The sequence below is a fragment of the Nonomuraea cavernae genome (genome assembly GCF_014646355.1).
Classification (GTDB): Bacteria; Actinomycetota; Actinomycetes; order Streptosporangiales; family Streptosporangiaceae; genus Nonomuraea; species Nonomuraea cavernae.
The window spans coordinates 172,320-190,129 of record NZ_BMNH01000005.1 but is presented as its reverse complement, the minus strand read 5'-3'; the positions used below and the strand labels follow the sequence as shown (position 1 = coordinate 190,129).

Here is a 17,810-nt window from a genome sequence, read left to right as displayed (position 1 = left end):
AAGTGGGCTTTCTTTGTAAGCGAGAATTTCTCCCTCAGTCAATGATTTGTCCAGACATTCTTACCTTTAAGCCTCGGATGGCCTCCGCCGCTCGGTGGGCCGGGAGCCGGGCGAAGCCCACGACCACGGCCGGGCCGCCCTTCGCGAAGCGCATCGGCGCGACCGGCTCGGCGGCCAGCCCCTGCTCCTGGGCCAGCTCGGACACCCGGCTCTCGTCCCAGCCGTCGGGCAGTGCCAGGTGGACGTGCAGGCCCGCCTCGATGCCGTGCGCCCGGACCTCGGGCAGGTGCTCGGCCAGCGCGGCCACCAGGGCGTCGCGGCGGCGATGGTATTCGCGGCGCATCCGGCGCAGGTGCTTGTCGTAGCCGCCGGTGCGCAGGAAGTGGGCCAGCGCGTACTGCTCGACGACCGGGGAGCCGAGGTCGAGCTCGCCGCGCGCCCGGCGCACCGCCTCGGCCAGCTCGGCGGGCGCGGCCACCCAGCCCAGCCGCAGGCCGGGCGCCAGGGCCTTGCTCACGCTGCCCGACAGGACCACCCGGCCGGGGGCCAGCCCCTGGAGGCAGCCGACCGGGTCACGGTCGAACCGGAACTCGGCGTCGTAGTCGTCCTCCAGCACGAAGCCGCCGGCCGCCTGGGCCCAGGCGATGAGCGCGGCCCGCCGGGCCGGGGAGAGCACCACGCCGGTCGGGTACTGGTGGGCGGGCGTGACGAGCACCCCCTCGGCCCGCCCGCCGCGCAGCGCCGCCACGTCGAGGCCCTGGTCGTCGACCGGCACGGGCAGCAGGTGGGCGCCCGCCCGTCGCAGCAGCGGGACCTGGCGGTGGCTGGTCGGGTCCTCGACGGCCAGGGTGTACGGCCCGGCTCCGGTCCGCTGGGTGAGGACGTGCAGGACCAGGCTGAGACCCTGCGCCACGCCGCCCACGATCACCAGGTTCTCCGGGGCCACGTCGGCGGCACGCACCCGCCTGAGATAGCCGGCCAGCTCTTCGCGCAGCTCCCGGACACCACCCGGGTCGCCGTAGTCGAGCGCGTCGGAGGGCACGGTGGTGAGGACGTGCCTGACGGAGGCCAGCCAGCGTTCGCGCGGGAAGTGACCCAGGTCGGGAGAGGTGGGACGGTGGCCGTAGTAGGGGCCGGCGCCCTCGGGTGCCGACGGGGCCGGCGGAGCCGGGTGGCGGGCGGCGGCGGGGGCCACCCGGGTGCCGGAGCCGACGCGGGAGATCAGGAAGCCTTCGGCCACCAGTTGTTCGTACGCCTCCACGACGACCCCGCGCGAGACCGCCAGGTCGGCCGCCAGGTCACGGCTGGCGGGCAGGCGGATGCCGGGAGTGAGGCGCCCGCGCCGGATGGCTTCGCGCAGCTGGGCGGCGATCTGCGCGGCGATGCCCCCTTCGGCAGGATTGATCGACACATGAAGGTCGGCCACATTGGTCCTCTCACATGTCGGCTGATTGGACTGTTTAGTAGAACCATTGTCTCCCTACCATCCGTTCCATGAGAAACGGCGTCACCGGCGCGGCCAGCGCCATGTTCATCGTGGGGACGCTGGCCGGCGTGTCCGGACTGATCGCGGACTACCCCCTCTACGGCGGGCAGGCCGTGCGCTACCTGGTGGCGGCGGTCATCCTGCTCATCGTGACCTGGGCGATGGGCCTGCGGTTCGTCCGGCTCACCGCCAAGGAGTGGGCGCTGCTCGGCGGGCTGGCCATGCTCGGACTGGTCATCTTCAACGTGTGCGTCATCGAGTCGACCCGCGCCTCGGGCCCCGCGCTGGTCGGCACCGTGCTCGGCACCGTGCCGCTGGCCCTCGCGCTGGCCGGTGGCCGGCCCTCACCCCGGCTGCTCGCCGGGGCCGGCGTGGTGGTGACCGGCGCGACGCTCGCCACCGGGCTCGGCAGCGGCAACCTGCCCGGTCTGCTGTGGGCGCTCGGCGCGCTGGCCGGGGAGATCAGCTTCTCGCTGCTGGCCATCCCGCTGCTGCCCAAGCTGGGGGCGATCCGGGTGAGCGCCTGCTCGACGATGCTGGCGGTGCCCATGCTGGCCCTGATCGGACTGGTCAGAGAAGGCACCGGAATGCTGCGGACGCCGACGGCGGCCGAGGCGCTCGGGTTCGGCTACCTGGCGACGGTGGTGACGGTGCTGGCGTTCTTCCTCTGGTACACCTCGCTGCCCAAGCTCGGGCCCGGCCGGGCGGGGCTGTTCGCCGGGCTCATCCCGGTCGGCGCGATCGTCACGGGGCTGGTGCTGGGCGTCGCCACGCCCTCCGGCTACGACCTGCTCGGCGCGGGCCTGGTGATCGCGGGCATCGTGGTGGGTCTCACCGCCGACCGCACCCCCGAGCCGGTCCGGCTCACCGCCGACGCCACCTGACAGACCACCCATACCGTACGCCCCCATGGCACGAACGCGGGTGGCCGTGGGCGTACCCTTTGGGCAATCGAAAGGATGGTCATGGCCGAGTTCGACTACACCGACCTGCTTCCGCTGGGCGCCGACGAGACCGCATACCGGCTGATCACATCGGAGGGGGTGCGGAGAGTCGAGGCAGCGGGCCGTACGTTCCTGGAGGTCGACCCCGAGGCGTTGCGGCTGCTCACCGAGACGGCCGTGCACGACATCTCGCACTACCTGCGGCCGTCGCACCTGGCCCAGCTCCGCAAGATCATCGATGACCCCGAGTCCAGCGGCAACGACCGGTTCGTCGCGCTCGACCTGCTCAAGAACGCCTCCATCTCGGCCGGCGGCGTGCTGCCCATGTGCCAGGACACCGGCACCGCGATCGTCATGGGCAAGCGCGGCCGCCACGTGCTGACCGACGGCCGCGACGCCGAGCACATCTCGCGCGGCGTCTACGACGCCTACACCAAGCTCAACCTCCGCTACTCCCAGATGGCCCCGCTGACCATGTGGGAGGAGAAGAACACCGGCGACAACCTGCCCGCCCAGATCGAGCTCTACGCCGAAGACCCCTTCGGCCACGCCGACGAGTACAAACTGCTGTTCATGGCCAAGGGCGGCGGTTCGGCCAACAAGTCGTTCCTCTACCAGGAGACCAAGGCGGTGCTCAACGAGAAGCGCATGCTGGCCTTCCTGGAGGAGAAGATCCGCTCGCTCGGCACCGCCGCCTGCCCGCCGTACCATCTGGCGATCGTCGTGGGCGGCACCTCGGCCGAGTACGCCCTCAAGACCGCCAAGTACGCCAGCGCCCGCTACCTCGACTCGATCCCCACCGAAGGGTCGCCGGCCGGGCACGGATTCCGTGACCTGGAGCTGGAGGCGAAGGTCTTCGAGCTGACCCAGAAGCTCGGCATCGGCGCGCAGTTCGGCGGCAAGTACTTCTGCCACGACGTCCGCGTCATCCGGCTCCCCCGGCACGGCGCCTCCTGCCCGGTGGCCATCGCCGTCTCCTGCTCGGCCGACCGGCAGGCCCTGGCCAAGATCACCGCTGAGGGCGTCTTCCTGGAGCAGCTGGAGACCGACCCGGCCCGCTTCCTGCCCGACACCACCGACGAGCACCTCTCGGACGACGTCGTCTCGGTCGACCTCAACCGCCCGATGCCCGAGATCCTGGCCGAGCTGACGAAATATCCGGTCAAGACGCGGCTCTCCCTGACCGGCCCCCTGGTGGTCGCCCGCGACATCGCGCACGCGAAGATCGCCGAGTTGCTCGACGACGGCGGCGAGATGCCGCAATATCTGAAGGACCACGCGGTCTACTACGCCGGCCCGGCCAAGACGCCCGAGGGCTACGCCTCCGGCTCGTTCGGGCCCACGACCGCCGGACGCATGGACTCCTACGTCGAACGCTTCCAGTCGGCGGGCGGCTCGATGGTGATGCTGGCCAAGGGCAACAGGTCGAAGCAGGTCACGGACGCGTGCCAGAAGTACGGCGGCTTCTACCTGGGCTCCATCGGCGGCCCGGCGGCCCGGCTGGCACAGGACTGCATCAGGAAGGTCGAGGTCCTGGAGTATCCCGAGCTGGGCATGGAAGCGGTCTGGAAGATCGAGGTCGAGGACTTCCCCGCGTTCATCGTCGTGGACGACAAGGGCGAAGACTTCTTCACCGACACCACGGGGCCGGTGCTGAGCATCGGCCGCCGCTAGGCGGGCGGCCGCGAAGGTGCCGGGTGGGCGCTCCCGCCGCTCGGCACCACCCGCCGGGGGCTCACGCGGCGACGGGTGCCCGGTGGGGGGCGACGACCCGGCCGTCGGGCAGCAGCAGGCCGGTGTCCTCGAACAGCACCACGCCGTTGCAGAGCAGGCTCCACCCCTGGTCGGGGTGGGCCGAGATCACGTGCGACGCCTCACGGTCGGGCGAGTCGGCGCTGGGGCAAAGGGGGAAGTGACTGCACATGGTGCACCTCTCAGATGACGCTCCTGTTGCGCGGGTTTCAGAAGGCGGCGCTTTCCGGACCTCTTCACCGGGCTTACTTACGTGTGCCCTCACTCTGCCCCCGGCCCCTTACGGCACCCTTACAACCTGCTGACGCCTTCCGGAGAGTTCTTGTCAGCAACCAGGCCTGACACCTGCGAAGCAGTTACTGGGCAACACACACCTTTTCGTACGAAGTGAGCGGACAGCGCACACAATGCGGTGAGCTGCGCGAACACGTCCGCATTCGGGTCCCGGCACTGTCCGGGCTCCGCGCCCGGCGCCCGGCGGCAGGGAAGCGAGCCCCTGACGGGGCCGTCCGGGCGGCCCCCGAAGCGGCGTGGAGGCCCGTGGCGGCGGGAGGTCCCGGCGAGTCGGGGCCGCCGCATCAGGCTCCGGGTCAGACGCCGGACCGGCCTCCTCGGATCGCGACCATGATCGACCGGTCCGTCGCCCGGACCCGGCATCGACCAGGGCTTCGGCGGCCTCGCCGGCCCGAAAGGCGGCATGGCGGCCGTCACTCCGACGGCGGAAAGCCGGGGTCGGCCGGCCTGATATGACCGTCGCTTTACTGACGCGCCGAGTCAGGCGGGTTGACTCATAATCGCAACATTTTATCGGCCACGCCTCTACTGGTCGGTTTACACAAATAGGTAAGCTGCCAGGCATGCGTGCGCCCTCCGGTTACCTCCTCGCCGCGCGCTACCGGCTTCTGGAGCCGGTCGGACGCGGCGGCATGGGCACCGTCTGGCGGGCGCACGACGAGTTGCTCGACCGTCACGTGGCGGTCAAGGAGGTGCGCCTGCCGGCCGTGCTCGACGAGGAGCTGCGGGCCGAGCTGTGCGCGCGCACCGAGCGTGAGGGCAGGGCGACCGCGATGGTCGCGCACCCGTCGGTCATCACCGTGTTCGACGTGGTCACCGAGGACGACCGCCCGTGGATCGTGATGGAGCTGCTCCAGGCCAGGTCACTCGAGCAGCTCGTGCAGCAGAACGGACCGCTCCACCCCCGCCAGGCGGCGGAGATCGGCCGGCAGATCCTCGGCGCGCTGCGCGCCGTCCACGCCAAGGGCATCCTGCACCGCGACGTGAAGCCCAGCAACGTGCTGGTGACCGAGGATCGCGCGGTGCTCACCGACTTCGGTCTGGCCGCGCTGGAGGGTGACGTCTCCATCACCCAGGCGGGCATCGTGCTCGGCTCCGCCGGCTACATCGCGCCAGAGCGGGTGCTCGGCTCGAAGGCGAGCCCCGCCGGCGACCTGTGGTCGCTCGGCGCGACGCTCTACACGGCCGTCGAGGGCAGGGGCCTGCACGGCCGCCGCACGGCCGCCGCCGCGCTGGCCGCGCTCACCAGCGGCGAGCCGATCCCGATGACCAAGGCGGGCCCGCTGGCCCCGGTGCTCGACGCGCTGCTCCGCATCGACCCGCAGACCAGGCTCGACTCCGTACGAGCCTCGCTGATGCTGGCGCGCGTGGCGGCGGGCGGCTCGGCCGAGGAGCCACTGGCCGCGCGGCGGCCCGTACGCTCACCGGCCGCTCCCCCGACGCCCGCGTTCGCCCGCAGATCGACGCATCGCGGCCTGCATCGGGCCGAGCCGGTGGCGGTCACCGTGCCCGCGCCCCGGCAGGAGCGCAAGGCCGGCGAGGGAGTGCACCGGAAACGAGTCGAAGCGCGACCGGTGCCTTCCGCTTATGCCCGTTTCAAGACGACGGTGATAAAGTTGTGCCTCCCTCGACGGTTCTGGCCAAGAGAACTTCGCAAGCGAGGCTAAAGCACTTCCCAAGCGAGAATCGATATCTTCTTTTCATGCCGGAACAGCAGACACGCCTGCTCGCAGAGCGCTACGAGCTGATCTCGCCGCTCGGCCGAGGCACCATGGGCACCGTGTGGCGGGCCCGTGACCGTGCTCTGGGGCGCGAGGTGGCTGTCAAGGAGATCCGCCAGGACTCCGGGCTCACCGAAGAACAACGCGCCGAGCTGCGCGAACGCATGGTCCGCGAGGGGCGCATCGCCTCCCGGATCAACCATCCGGCCGTGGCCTCGATCCATGACGTGCTCATCCACGGCAACAGCCCGTGGATCATCATGGAGCTCATCGAGGGCCGTTCGCTGGAACAGGTGATCGACGAGGAGGGTCCGCTGCCGCCCCGGCTGGTGGCCGAGATCGGCGTCGACCTGCTGGGCGCGCTGCGCGCCGCGCACGCTCAGGGCATCACGCACCGCGACGTCAAACCGGGCAACGTGCTGATCACCCAGAACGGCCGCGTCGTGCTGACCGACTTCGGCATCGCCAAGGCCGAGGGCGACCCCAAGCTCACCAAGACCGGCATGGTGATCGGGTCTCCCGGCTACACCGCCCCGGAACGTGCCAGGGGCGAATACACCGGCCCCGAGTCCGACATCTGGTCGCTCGGCGCCACGCTCTACTTCGCCGTGGAGGGGCGTCCCGCCTACGAGCGGGCCACGATCGCCGAGACGCTGGCGGCACTGCTCAGCGAGACGGCCGATCCGCCGACCCAGGCCGGTCAGCTCCGGCCGGTGCTCGTCGGGCTGCTCAACAAGGACTACCAGCAGCGGCTGTCCGCGGCGAAGGCGGAGACGCTGCTCCGGATGGTCGCCGACACGCCCACCAACGAGATGCCGGCGATCACGGCGGAGGCCTTGACCGCTCGGGAGGCCCCCGTGCCCCATGCCCAGCCGCCCTTCCAGGGAGCGCGCTCCGCATTCGACCAGGCGCCCAGCGCGTTCGGTCCGGGCACCGGGCCCGGCTCGCCGTACGAACAGGTGCGTGGTGAGCCAGCCCATGGCCGCGGCTCCGCGTCCGGCGCGCACGCCCCCGGTCCGCACGCCCCCGGTCCGCAGGCGCCAGGTCCGCACGGACCCGGTCCGCAGGCGCCAGGTCCGCACGGACCTGGCGCGCACGGTCCCGGTCCGCAGGCGCCAGGTCCGCGCGGGCCCGGCGCGCAGGGGCCGGGTGCCGACGCCGCCTACGGCCGTGGCCCGGCGGGTCCGCAGGGTTCCCCGCAAGGACCCGGCCCGCAGGAACCGCGAGGGCGAGGCCCGCAGCAGTTCGGGCAGCAGGCGGACACGGCCGGCCCGCGCGGGCCCGGCACGGTCCCGCGGCCCACGCAGGGCGGAGCCGCTCCCGGGCCCCAGGCTCAGGGCGGTCACGATCCCGAGCGGACCGTCAGCATGATGCGGCCCAAGACGCCGCTGCCGCAGAGCCCCGCTCCCGGCTGGCCGGGCGACGAGGGCGCGGTCACCACCCGGCGCGTGCAGCAGCCCAAACCCCACAACAACTCGCCGGGACAGCAGGTCTACCCGCTGCCCTCGCCACCGATGTCGCCACCGATGTCGCCGGCGGGGCCGCAGCAGATCCCGGCCCCGCTGCCCTCGCGCGAGGAGGATCGCGCCCAGGGGCTCGGCACCGACCTGTTCTCGATCGTCGGGCCCGAGCAGCCGTCGAGCGGCAACCGCACCGGAATGCTCATCCTGATGGCCGTGGCCGCGGCGGCCGCCGTGGTGATCGCCATTCTGATCGTGGCCGTGCTGTCGGGCTGACCTGGCGGGGCCGGTGCGCGAGCCGATCCGGCGGGCTCGGGCCGAGCTGATCCGGCACCCGTGGGTCAGACTGGAGGCATGAGCGAGTTCCGTATCGAACATGACTCGATGGGCGAAGTGCGCGTACCCACGGGGGCCAGATGGCGGGCGCAGACGCAGCGGGCGGTCGAGAACTTCCCGGTCTCCGGGCGGCGGTTGGAGCCGTCTCACATCGCCGCGCTGGGCCTGATCAAGGCGGTCGCCGCAGAGGTCAACGCCGAGCTGGGCGTCGTCGACAAGGAGATCGCGGAGGCGATCGCGCAGGCGGCGGCCGACGTCGCGGAGAACGAGCATGACGCGCATTTCCCGATCGACGTCTTCCAGACCGGGTCGGGCACCTCGTCCAACATGAACGTCAACGAGGTCGTCGCGACGCTCGCCCAGGAGCGGCTGGGCCGTCCGGTGCACCCGAACGACCACGTCAACGCCTCGCAGTCGTCCAACGACGTGTTCCCGACCTCGATCCACGTGGCCGCCGCGACCGAGGTGACCTACCATCTGCTGCCCTCCCTCGAACATCTGGCGGCGGCGTTGCGGGCCAAGGCGATCCAGTTCGACCAGGTGGTGAAGTCGGGCCGGACCCATCTGATGGACGCGACACCGGTGACACTGGGTCAGGAGTTCGGCGGTTACGCCTCGCAGATCGAGCACGGACTGGTGCGGGTCAGGTCGGCCCTCGGCCACGTGCTGGAGCTGCCGCTGGGCGGCACCGCCGTGGGCACCGGCATCAACACGCCGCCGGGGTTCGCCGAGAAGGCCATCGCCAGGCTGCGCGAGGCGACCGGCATCCCGTTCCGCGAGGCGATGGACCATTTCGAGGCCCAGAGCGCCCAGGACTCCATGGTCGAGCTCTCCGGCCAGCTGAAGGTGGTGGCCGTCTCCCTGAACAAGATCGCCAACGATCTGCGCTGGATGGGGTCGGGCCCTCGGGCCGGGCTCGGCGAGATCAACCTGCCGGATCTGCAGCCGGGCTCGTCCATCATGCCCGGCAAGGTCAACCCGGTGATCCCCGAGGCCACGGCCATGGTCGCGGCGCAGGTCATCGGCAACGACGCCGCCATCACGTTCGCGGGCGCCTCGGGCTCCTTCGAGCTCAACGTGCAGCTTCCGGTCATCGCCCGCAACGTCCTGGAGTCGATCCGGCTGCTGGCCAACGTGTCGCGGCTGCTGGCCGACCGGTGCGTGTCGGGGATCACGGCCAACGTGGAACGGCTGCGCGAGTACGCGGAGTCCTCGCCGTCGATCGTCACCCCGCTCAACCGGTATCTCGGTTACGAGGAGGCCGCCAAGATCGCCAAGCAGGCCCTGGCCGAACGCAGGACCATCCGCGAGGTCGTCGTCGAACGGGGCCACGTGGCCGAGGGCCGCATCACCGAGGAGCAGCTCGACGCCGCCCTCGACGTGCTGGCCATGACCAGGCCCCCGTCCTGACGGCTCCGGGAGTCAGCGGGAGGTCGCCGCGGCCCATCGGGAGAGCAGGCCGGCGGCGGCACCGGAGTCGACCGCGTCCGCGGCGCGTTTGAGGGCGGCCCCCAGAGCCGAGGTGAGGTCGGCCGGCGGCGGGGCGCCCTCGGCGGCGACCAGTGCGGCGGCGGCGTTCAGCAGGACGATGTCACGGACCGGGCCGGGCTCGCCGGCGAGGACCGCGCGGACCACCCGGGCGTTGTGCGCGCGGTCGCCGCCCCGCAGGTCGGCGGGCCGGGCCCGGGGGATGCCGAGGTCGGCGGGGTCCAGGGCGGTGCGGGTGACCGTGCCCCGCCGTACGACGTAGACGGTGGACGGGCCCGAGGTGGTGAGCTCGTCGAGGCCGTCGTCCCCGCGGAAGACGAGCGAGGAGCCGCCGCGTTCGGCCAGGACGCCCGCGATCACCGGAGCCATGCCCGGGTCGAACACACCCACGGCCTGGGCCGCCGGCAGGGCGGGGTTGGTGAGCGGCCCGAGGAAGTTGAACACCGTGGGGATGCCGAGCTCGCGCCGGGGACCGGAGGCGCGCTTGAGCGCCGGGTGGAAGGTGGACGCGAAGCAGAACGTGATGCCGACCTCCTCCGCGACCCGGACGACCGCGGCGGGCGGCAGGTCGATCCGGACGCCGAGCTCCTCCAGCACGTCGGCGGCTCCCGTGGAGGACGAGGCGGCCCGGCCGCCGTGTTTGACGACCCGCGCTCCGGCGGCCGCGGTGACGATGGCGGCCATGGTCGAGACGTTGACCGTGTTGGCCCGGTCGCCGCCGGTGCCGACCAGGTCGACGGTGTCGCCCGAGACGCGGATGGCGGACGACCTCGCCAGCATGCCGTCGGCGAGCCCGGCGACCTCGGCGACGGTCTCGCCCTTGGCCCGCAGGGCGACCGCGAACGCGGCGATCTGCGCGTCCGTCGCGGCGCCGGACATGATCTGCTCCATGGCCCAGGCGGCCTGCCGGGTGGTGAGCGAGGTGCCGTCGAGGAGTGTGCCGAGCAGTGCGGCCCAGGTGGTGGTCACGGGTTGTGCCTTTCGTCTGTCGAGATGCTCGACGGGACGCCCCTGGAAATGCCGACGGCCGCCTCGTCGAGGCGGCCGGACGCGTAACTGTCGCTGCGGATGCCGCCTAGGAGGCGGGCCACCAGCTGGACAGGTACGCGGTCATGACGCCAGTTTATCAGCCGCTCGTGATCACGCGATCAGGAAGTGCTGCCGGGCGTCCCGTCTTCGGGTACTCCTTCGCCGACCGAGCAGCGGCTCAGTCCCTGAGGTAGCGGTGCTTGCCCGCGCGCGCCAGCCGCACCAGGTGCCGCGCGCCGGGCAGGCGGCGGCCCAGCCGGTGCCACACCGTGTCCCTGCCCATCGGCGAGCGGCGTTCGGGGTCGACGGCGGCCGACGGGCGCACCAGGATCTTCCCCCTGCGCACCTCCAGCCCGAACCGTAGTCCGATCTCGTCGTCGGCGGTGCGCAGCGACGACAGCCAGGCGCCGGGGCCGAGCTGGTCGCGTCCCGGCAGCATCCGCTTGACCGGCACCTTGGCGACGAGCTGGCCGGCGAGCCTGCCCGGGAGCCCCGGCTCCACCAGGGCGGGCGCTGACACCTCACGCGACCGTCTGGCGGCGTTGCGCAGCACCAGCTCCACCGGCGGCCCGCCGCTCGGCGGCACGTACGGCACCGGCAGCACGACGTACACGTGCCCGTCCAGCCGCCGGATGGACACGCCCGGCGACACCAGCGCGACCGACTCGGAGAACGAGCGCGGCTCGATGGCCAGGCCCAGCTCCCCCACGTCGCTCCAGCAGGGCACCACCAACCGCGTCCTGGGCCGCTGCGACAGCACGCCCATGCAGTTGAGCGGGCCCTCGGGCCGCCCGACCCGGCTCCTGGCCTGGTGCGCCCCGCCGTACATGCGGACGTGCACCTCCCACTGGCCGGGTCGCAGCGGCTCTCCCAGGGCGGCCGCCGTCACGTCGACCCGGGCCTCGCCGAGGATCCGCACTCTGGTGTGCCGCCGCCCGTCCTTGAACCGCTCCACCCGGTACGCCACGGGCAGGAAGTGCACCACGCCCGTCTCGGCGTGCCGTACGTAGACCTCGATGCGGGCGCGCTCGACGGCGGAGCTGACCTCCGTGACGTCGTCCGGCAGGAGCCGGGCGTCGACGGAGCGGGGCGGGATCCAGTAGAGCCGGTCGTTCTCGGTGCGGTACCTGGCCGGCTGGCCGTCGTTGCCGAGGAGCTCGACGGCCAGCTCCAGCACCAGCACCTGGGCGTCCCAACGGACCTCGGTCAGGTCGGCGCGCAGCCCGGTGCGTCCCCTGGAGTTGGCCAGGATGACGAGCTGATCGAGCCGGCCGAGGCGCAGCAGGGCCGCCACGACCCGTAGCTGGACGGGCAGGTAACGGTCGAGCCGCTCGGGGAAGCGCTCCAGTACGAGCTCCCTGAGCAGGGTGAAGTACAGGCTGCGGTCGACGGACGAGGCGGCGAACCTGGCTCCCACGAACGGCCTGAGCACGGTGGAGCGGAACCAGTGGCCGTACATGCGGTCGCGGTGGCGGCCCTCGCCGATGAAGGCGTCGATGTCGTCCAGCAGCGACCGGAGCTCGGCCACGAGCGTGCGCGGGTCGTCCTCCGGCTCGGTCCGCTCGCCCAGGTGGCAGCAGACGTGCTCGGCCAGCACGGAGATGATCTTGGCCTGGAGGTACGCGCGGACCACGAACGCCTGCTCGGCGACGCGCCCGCCGGGCACGGCGAAGCCCAGGCCGTGCTCCTCCAGGAACGCCCGGCGGTAGAGCTTGTGCGGGGTGAGCAGGCTGAACAGCCGGTCCCGCAGGATGTCGGCGCGGGCCCTGCTCTGTTCGAAGGCGGCCACCGGCGGACCCCAGTCGCGTACGAGCCGGCCGACGAGCACGTCGGCGTCGGTTTCGACGGCCCTGTCGTACATCCGGGCGAGGGCGTCGCGCTCCAGCCGGTCGCACTGGTCCATCAGGTAGACGTAGTCGCCCTGGGCGGCCGCGATGGCGACGTTGCGGCCCCGCATCGGCGAGCCCGTGTGGGGCAGGTGCAGCACTTTCACGTTCCGGCGCACCGCGGAGACGGTGTCGAGCCGTTCCGCGATCCCGTCCGTGGACCCGTCGTCCACGAAGATCACTTCATAGTCGTCCGCGGGCAGAGTCTGCTCCAGCACGGAGTGCAGGCACGCGTCGGCCGTATCACCCGGGTTGTGGACATTGACGATCACACTGACCTTCACACCCATGGGGTCAGCGTGCGCCGCCCTATCTCGCCGGGCGCGACGGCTTGCCGATTACAGAGGGAAATGATGACCTGTCAGTACCAACCCCTGGCCTGGGAGTGTCCCCAGGCGCCGCACGGCGTGCCGTAGCGGCCCTTGATGTATCCGAGGCCCCACTTGATCTGGGTGACGGCGTTGGTCTGCCAGTCGCCGCCCGCGCTGGCCATCTTGCTGCCGGGCAGTGACTGGGGGATGCCGTAGGCGCCGGAGTAGCGGTTCATCGCCCGCTCGTTCCAGCCGCTCTCCTTCTGCCAGAGACTCTCCAGGCAGCCCCACTGGTCGGCGCCGAAGCCGAACGAGGCCAGCATGCCCCTGGCGGCGGCCTTGTTGCTGCCGGGGGACGGGTTGCTGCCGGGCGGGAAGTTGGCGGGCGGGAACCCGTTGCCGCCGGGCCCTCTCTCCTTGACCTCGACCCAGTCGAAGTCCTTGCTGCTGCCGCCCGCGCGGCCCTTCTTGAGCTCGTCGGCCTTGTAGGCCTGAACAGCCGCCTCCTTGAGGGCGTCCGTCTCCGGGTCGGGCGCGTTGAGGTCGCCGCTGGCGATCTTGCCGAACTCCTCGGCCGAGAACGGGGTGGGCGGGGTGTTGGCGTTCTGCACCGCGCGGTAGGCGACATAGCCGCCGCCACCGAGGACGATCACCACGGTGAGGCCGACACCGAGCACCCGCTTCGGGGTCAGCCGCGAGGACGAACGGCGCGAGCGGGAGCTTTCGGGCGCACGGCGCTCTCTCAACTGCGGACCTGGGCTCACGACCTATGAGCTTGCCCTGTGTGGGGGGGTGGTCCGCAACCGAAACGGGATATTCGGTTTACCTTCCACGGGGCAACCATGGCGCTATCGTGGCATTTCGTAAATAGTGTGACTTTTATCACATGGTTGGCCCGCCCCTCGGGCTCCCGTAACCGAAGGGAGGGCCGTATTTCAGGGTCTCGCGCGCTCTTTGTGGTCATGTGCGTGGCATGTCACAGTTCTATGACACAACCTACATATAGGCAGGTTGGAAGAATAATGTGCGCGTGGCCGGAATTCTCCTCGTCGAAGACGATCCCTCAGTCCGTACGGCTCTCGAGCTCGCGCTGACCAGACAGGGACATTCCGTCACCTCCTACGCCACGGGCGAGGAGGCCCTCGACCACATCCGGTCGCGCCGCCCCGAGATCGCCATCCTCGACGTCATGCTGCCCGGCATCGACGGCGTCGAGGTGTGCCGCCGGATCCGCCGGCTCGACCAGCTTCCCGTCATCCTGCTCACCGCCCGCGGCGACGACCTCGACGTGGTCGTGGGCCTGGAGGCGGGCGCCGACGACTACGTGGTCAAGCCGGTCGAGCCCCGGGTGCTGGACGCCCGCATCCGGGCCATCCTGCGCCGGGCCGAGTCGGCCGCCTCCGACCGCATCGCGTTCGGCGACCTGATGATCGACCGGGGCGCCCTCAAGGTCATGCTGGGCGAGAAGGAGATCCATCTGACGCCGACCGAGCTGCGGCTGCTGCTGGAGCTGGTGCGGCATCCCGGCCAGGTGCTCAACCGGCGCTACCTGCTGCGGGCCGTCTGGGACCACACGCACGTCGCCGACTCGCGCCTGGTCGACGCCTGCGTGCAGCGGGTCCGGGCGAAGATCGAGCCACGCCCGGCGGAGCCGGTGTTCATCCACACCGTCCGCGGGTTCGGCTACCGGTTCAGCCCACCGTGATCCCGCTGCCCACCGGACTGCGGGCGCGCCTGGTCATCACCTTCACCCTGGTCGCGGTCACCGCCTCGGTCCTGGTCGCCACCATCGGCTTCGAACTCGCCAAGGCCGCCCTGGTCAAGCGGGCCGAGGACACCGCCCTGGACGTGGTCGCCCGGGAGCTGAACCGGATCACCTTCCCCGTCGGCCGGCTCAGGCAGGGCGAGGCGCCGCCCACCAGCCAGAACCTCGCCGACCTGGCCCAGGCGCTCGACGGCCCCGGCCGCAGCGTCACCGTGGAGTACCGCAACCTGGCCTACGCCGACGGCCCGCTGACCATGGCCGACGTGCCCAACGAGTTGTACGGCAGGGCCAAGCAGAACATGGTCAGTCAGCGCAAGGTGATCCACGGCGAGCTCTGGCTCATCGTCGGCTCGGAGGTCTACCGCCAGAGCGGGCCCACGGCCGAGCCGACCGGGCTGCGGGCCTTCGTCTTCTTCCCGCTGCGCGACGAGGAGAGCCAGCTGAGCACGCTGCGGAGCACGCTCGCCCAGGGCGGCGCGGTCATCGTGCTGATCGCCCTCGTCGTGGCCTGGCTGTCGGCCCGCCAGGTGCTGCTGCCCGTCAGGCGGCTCAGCGCGGCCGCCCAGGCCCTCGGCGAGGGCAGGCTGGACACCCGGCTGCCGGTCCACGGCCAGGACGAGCTGGCCGAGCTCACCGCCAGGTTCAACGACGCGGCGGCGGCGCTGGAGCTGAGCGTGGCCGAGCTGCGCTCGCTGGAGGCCATGTCCCGCCGGTTCGTCGCCGACGTCTCGCACGAGCTGCGCACCCCGCTGACCGCGATGACCGCGGTGGCCGACGTGCTCTACGACGAGGCCGACCGGCTGCCCGAGGAGTCGGCCGAGGCGGTGCGGCTGGTGCTCGGCGAGATCGAGCGGCTGCGCGAGCTGATCGAGCACCTGATCGAGATCAGCCGCTTCGACGCCGGAACCGCGACCCTCAACCTGGAGCCGGTCAACGTGGCCGACGCGATCCAGGACTGCCTGGAGGTGCGCGGCTGGAGCGATCAGGTGCGGGTCAACGCCCCGCGGAATCTGACGGTCAACCTGGATCCGAGGAGGTTCGACGTGGTCGTGGCCAACCTCGTCGGCAACGCGCTCAAGCACGGGCAGCCTCCCGTGCTGGTCAACGCCAGGGGCACCGAGAACGGCCTGGAGGTGAAGGTGCGCGACCACGGCAAGGGCATCCCGGCGGAGGCGCTGGCCCACGTCTTCGACCGCTTCTACAAGGCGGGCGCGGGCCGGGCCCGCAGCCAGGGCAGCGGTCTCGGCCTGTCGATCGCACGGGCCAACGTCCACCTGCACGGCGGCACCATCTCCGTACGCGCCCAGGACCCGGGGACGCTCTTCACGGTCTGGCTGCCGCGGCCATGAGGACCCGTACGGCACTCGTGCTGGCCGCCTGGCTCGCGGTGGCCGGCTGCGGCATCTCGCCCAACGACGTCCAGGAGCGGACCAGACCCCCGGTGATCCAAGTCCCGCCCCCGTCCAAGACCATCTTCCTGCTGAAGGACGGCAAGCTGACGAGGGAGCCGGCCGACGTCGAGTCCGACGCGGTGGAGAGCCTGCTCACCGCGCTGTTCGCGGCCTCCTCGCAACCGCTCGGCGAGCTGGACACCGCGCTGCGCGGATTCACCCTGGAGCGCATCGAGGACTCTCTCAATCCCGTACAGCGCGACGAGGTCCAGCTGCCCAGGACCTCCACGCTGACGGTCTACGTCAGGGGCGAGGGCAAGCTGAGCAGGCCGGCCATGGCTCAGATCGTCTGTACGGCCCAGCAGGACGCCGCCCTCGAACAGGTCAAGATCATCCACACGTACAGGAACCGCCCCCCCAAGACGGAGGGGCGGCTCATCTGCGGCGATCTCAAATGATCCGCTCTCGAATGCTCTAGAGCGTGATGTCCTCCAGCATCTCGGTCACCAGCGCCGCGATCGGCGACCGCTCGGACCTGGTCAGCGTGACGTGCGCGAACAGCGGATGGCCCTTGAGCTTCTCCACCACCGCGACGACGCCGTCGTGCCGACCGACCCGGAGGTTGTCGCGCTGGGCGATGTCGTGCGTGAGGACCACCCGCGAGTTGGCGCCGATCCGGCTGAGCACGGTGAGCAGCACGCCGCGCTCCAGCGACTGCGCCTCGTCCACGATCACGAACGCGTCGTGCAGCGAGCGGCCCCGGATGTGGGTGAGCGGCAGCACCTCCAGCATGCCGCGGTCGAGCACCTCATCGATCACCTCGGGCGAGGTGATGGCGCCCAGCGTGTCGTAGACGGCCTGCCCCCACGGGCCCATCTTCTCGCCCTCGGTGCCGGGCAGGTAGCCGAGCTCCTGGCCGCCCACGGCGTAGATCGGCCGGAAGACGATCACCTTGCGGTGCTGGCGGCGCTCCAGCACGGCCTCCAGGCCCGCGCAGAGCGCCAGCGCCGACTTGCCCGTGCCGGCCCGGCCGCCGAGCGAGACGATGCCGATCTCAGGGTCCATCAGCAGGTCGAGCGCGATGCGCTGCTCGGCGGAACGGCCGTGCAGGCCGAACACCTCGCGGTCGCCGCGCACCAGGCGCACCGACTTGTCGGGCAGCACCCGGCCGAGCGCGGACCCCTTGGACGACAGCAGCCTCAGGCCGGTGTGCGTGGGCAGCTCGCGAGCCTCCTCCACCTCGGCGGTGCCCTGCTCGAAGAGCGTCTCGACGTCCTCGGTCGTCACCTGCATCTCGGCCATGCCGGTCCATCCGGACTCGACGACCAGCTCGGCGCGGTACTCCTCGGCCGCCAGGCCGATCGAGGCCGCCTTGATCCGCATGGGCAGGTCCTTGGAGACGAGGACGACGTCGCAGCCCTCGGCGGCCAGCGAACGGGCCACGGTCAGGATGCGGGTGTCGTTGTCGCCCAGACGGAACCCGGCGGGCAGGATGGATGGGTCGCTGTGGTTGAGCTCGACCCTGATCGTGCCATCCCCTGTCGGCATCGGCTCGTCCAGCCTGCCGTACTGCACGCGCAGGTCGTCGAGGTAGCGCAGGGCCTTCCGCGCGAAGTAGCCGAGTTCGGGATGGTGCCGCTTTCCCTCCAACTCCGTGATCACCACGATCGGGAGGACGACCTCGTGCTCGGCGAAGCGGGTCATGGCCGCCGGGTCGGCGAGCAGGACCGAGGTGTCCAGAACGTAGGTGCGCTTGGCGGGCTTGGTCGAAGGGTTGCTCGAGGACACTGCCACACGTTCTCCCCCGGGCGCCCAAGAGGACGGGCGCCCTGCAGACGAGGTGGGATTCGGACCGGGCCCGGGATCTCCGGCCGTGACCGGCCGGTGGTGCCGGGGTGCCGGCCCCCCTCGGCAGTGTCCTGGCGCAAAGGCGGGCCCCCTCCGTAG

Annotated in this window: 14 protein-coding genes; 8 read left to right on the top strand and 6 right to left on the bottom strand. The window is 71.3% G+C overall.

Annotated elements, in window-relative coordinates:
* Positions 1 to 34 precede the first annotated feature (34 nt).
* Positions 35 to 1,426, bottom strand: coding sequence for a MocR-like pyridoxine biosynthesis transcription factor PdxR (pdxR, locus tag IEY82_RS12105; protein ID WP_189124157.1), 1,392 nt, complete (start codon positions 1,424 to 1,426; stop codon positions 35 to 37).
* A gap of 68 nt (positions 1,427 to 1,494) precedes the next feature.
* Here pdxR and IEY82_RS12100 point away from each other — a divergent pair, with 68 nt between their 5' ends.
* Entirely contained in the window at positions 1,495 to 2,370 is an 876-nt protein-coding gene (locus IEY82_RS12100) for a DMT family transporter (protein ID WP_189124156.1), read from the top strand.
* 81 nt (positions 2,371 to 2,451) lie between these two features.
* A complete protein-coding gene (locus tag IEY82_RS12095; RefSeq protein WP_189124155.1) occupies positions 2,452 to 4,104 on the top strand; it encodes a fumarate hydratase in 1,653 nt (550 codons plus the stop codon).
* Between the two features lie 61 nt (positions 4,105 to 4,165).
* Here IEY82_RS12095 and IEY82_RS12090 read toward each other — a convergent pair whose 3' ends face one another.
* Positions 4,166 to 4,354 (bottom strand): DUF5999 family protein, encoded by a 189-nt coding sequence (locus IEY82_RS12090; protein WP_189124154.1) that lies wholly within the window; start codon positions 4,352 to 4,354, stop codon positions 4,166 to 4,168.
* Between the two features lie 685 nt (positions 4,355 to 5,039).
* Between IEY82_RS12090 and IEY82_RS12085 the strand changes: the two genes are divergently transcribed.
* The 3 genes from IEY82_RS12085 to IEY82_RS12075 all read left to right on the top strand — a co-directional run bounded on the left by IEY82_RS12085 (position 5,040) and on the right by IEY82_RS12075 (position 9,403).
* Positions 5,040 to 6,143: a serine/threonine-protein kinase gene (locus IEY82_RS12085; protein WP_189124153.1), complete on the top strand. Its 1,104-nt coding sequence runs from the start codon at positions 5,040 to 5,042 to the stop codon at positions 6,141 to 6,143.
* Positions 6,144 to 6,178: 35 nt separating this feature from the next.
* On the top strand, positions 6,179 to 7,933 hold the full coding sequence (locus tag IEY82_RS39860; protein WP_189124152.1) for a serine/threonine-protein kinase: 1,755 nt from the start codon (positions 6,179 to 6,181) through the stop codon (positions 7,931 to 7,933).
* A 78-nt stretch (positions 7,934 to 8,011) separates the two neighbouring features.
* Positions 8,012 to 9,403 carry a class II fumarate hydratase gene (locus tag IEY82_RS12075; RefSeq protein WP_189124151.1) on the top strand — a complete coding sequence of 464 codons (1,392 nt, stop codon included), beginning with the start codon at positions 8,012 to 8,014 and terminating at the stop codon, positions 9,401 to 9,403.
* Between the two features lie 12 nt (positions 9,404 to 9,415).
* On the opposite strand, the gene trpD is transcribed toward IEY82_RS12075, so the two are convergent.
* From trpD to IEY82_RS12060, 3 genes are all read right to left on the bottom strand, one after another.
* Positions 9,416 to 10,450, bottom strand: a complete 1,035-nt coding sequence (trpD, locus tag IEY82_RS12070) for an anthranilate phosphoribosyltransferase (RefSeq protein WP_189124150.1) — start codon at positions 10,448 to 10,450, stop codon at positions 9,416 to 9,418.
* A gap of 238 nt (positions 10,451 to 10,688) precedes the next feature.
* On the bottom strand, positions 10,689 to 12,686 hold the full coding sequence (locus tag IEY82_RS12065) for a glycosyltransferase family 2 protein (RefSeq protein WP_189124149.1): 1,998 nt from the start codon (positions 12,684 to 12,686) through the stop codon (positions 10,689 to 10,691).
* A gap of 71 nt (positions 12,687 to 12,757) precedes the next feature.
* Positions 12,758 to 13,453 carry an aggregation-promoting factor C-terminal-like domain-containing protein gene (locus tag IEY82_RS12060; RefSeq protein WP_225263042.1) on the bottom strand — a complete coding sequence of 232 codons (696 nt, stop codon included), beginning with the start codon at positions 13,451 to 13,453 and terminating at the stop codon, positions 12,758 to 12,760.
* Between the two features lie 284 nt (positions 13,454 to 13,737).
* Between IEY82_RS12060 and IEY82_RS12055 the strand changes: the two genes are divergently transcribed.
* From IEY82_RS12055 to IEY82_RS12045, 3 genes are read left to right on the top strand one after another with little or no spacing between them, the layout of a single operon-like run.
* Positions 13,738 to 14,412, top strand: coding sequence for a response regulator (locus tag IEY82_RS12055; RefSeq protein ID WP_189124148.1), 675 nt, complete (start codon positions 13,738 to 13,740; stop codon positions 14,410 to 14,412).
* Positions 14,409 to 15,821: an ATP-binding protein gene (locus IEY82_RS12050; protein WP_189124147.1), complete on the top strand. Its 1,413-nt coding sequence runs from the start codon at positions 14,409 to 14,411 to the stop codon at positions 15,819 to 15,821. Before IEY82_RS12055 ends, IEY82_RS12050 begins: the two co-directional genes overlap by 4 nt.
* Positions 15,818 to 16,321, top strand: a complete 504-nt coding sequence (locus IEY82_RS12045) for a hypothetical protein (protein ID WP_189124146.1) — start codon at positions 15,818 to 15,820, stop codon at positions 16,319 to 16,321. The genes IEY82_RS12050 and IEY82_RS12045 overlap by 4 nt, the downstream gene beginning before the upstream one ends.
* A 16-nt stretch (positions 16,322 to 16,337) precedes the next feature.
* Here IEY82_RS12045 and phoH2 read toward each other — a convergent pair whose 3' ends face one another.
* Positions 16,338 to 17,657 (bottom strand): RNA 5'-3' helicase PhoH2, encoded by a 1,320-nt coding sequence (gene phoH2, locus IEY82_RS12040; protein ID WP_268241128.1) that lies wholly within the window; start codon positions 17,655 to 17,657, stop codon positions 16,338 to 16,340.
* Between the last annotated feature and the right edge of the window lie 153 nt (positions 17,658 to 17,810).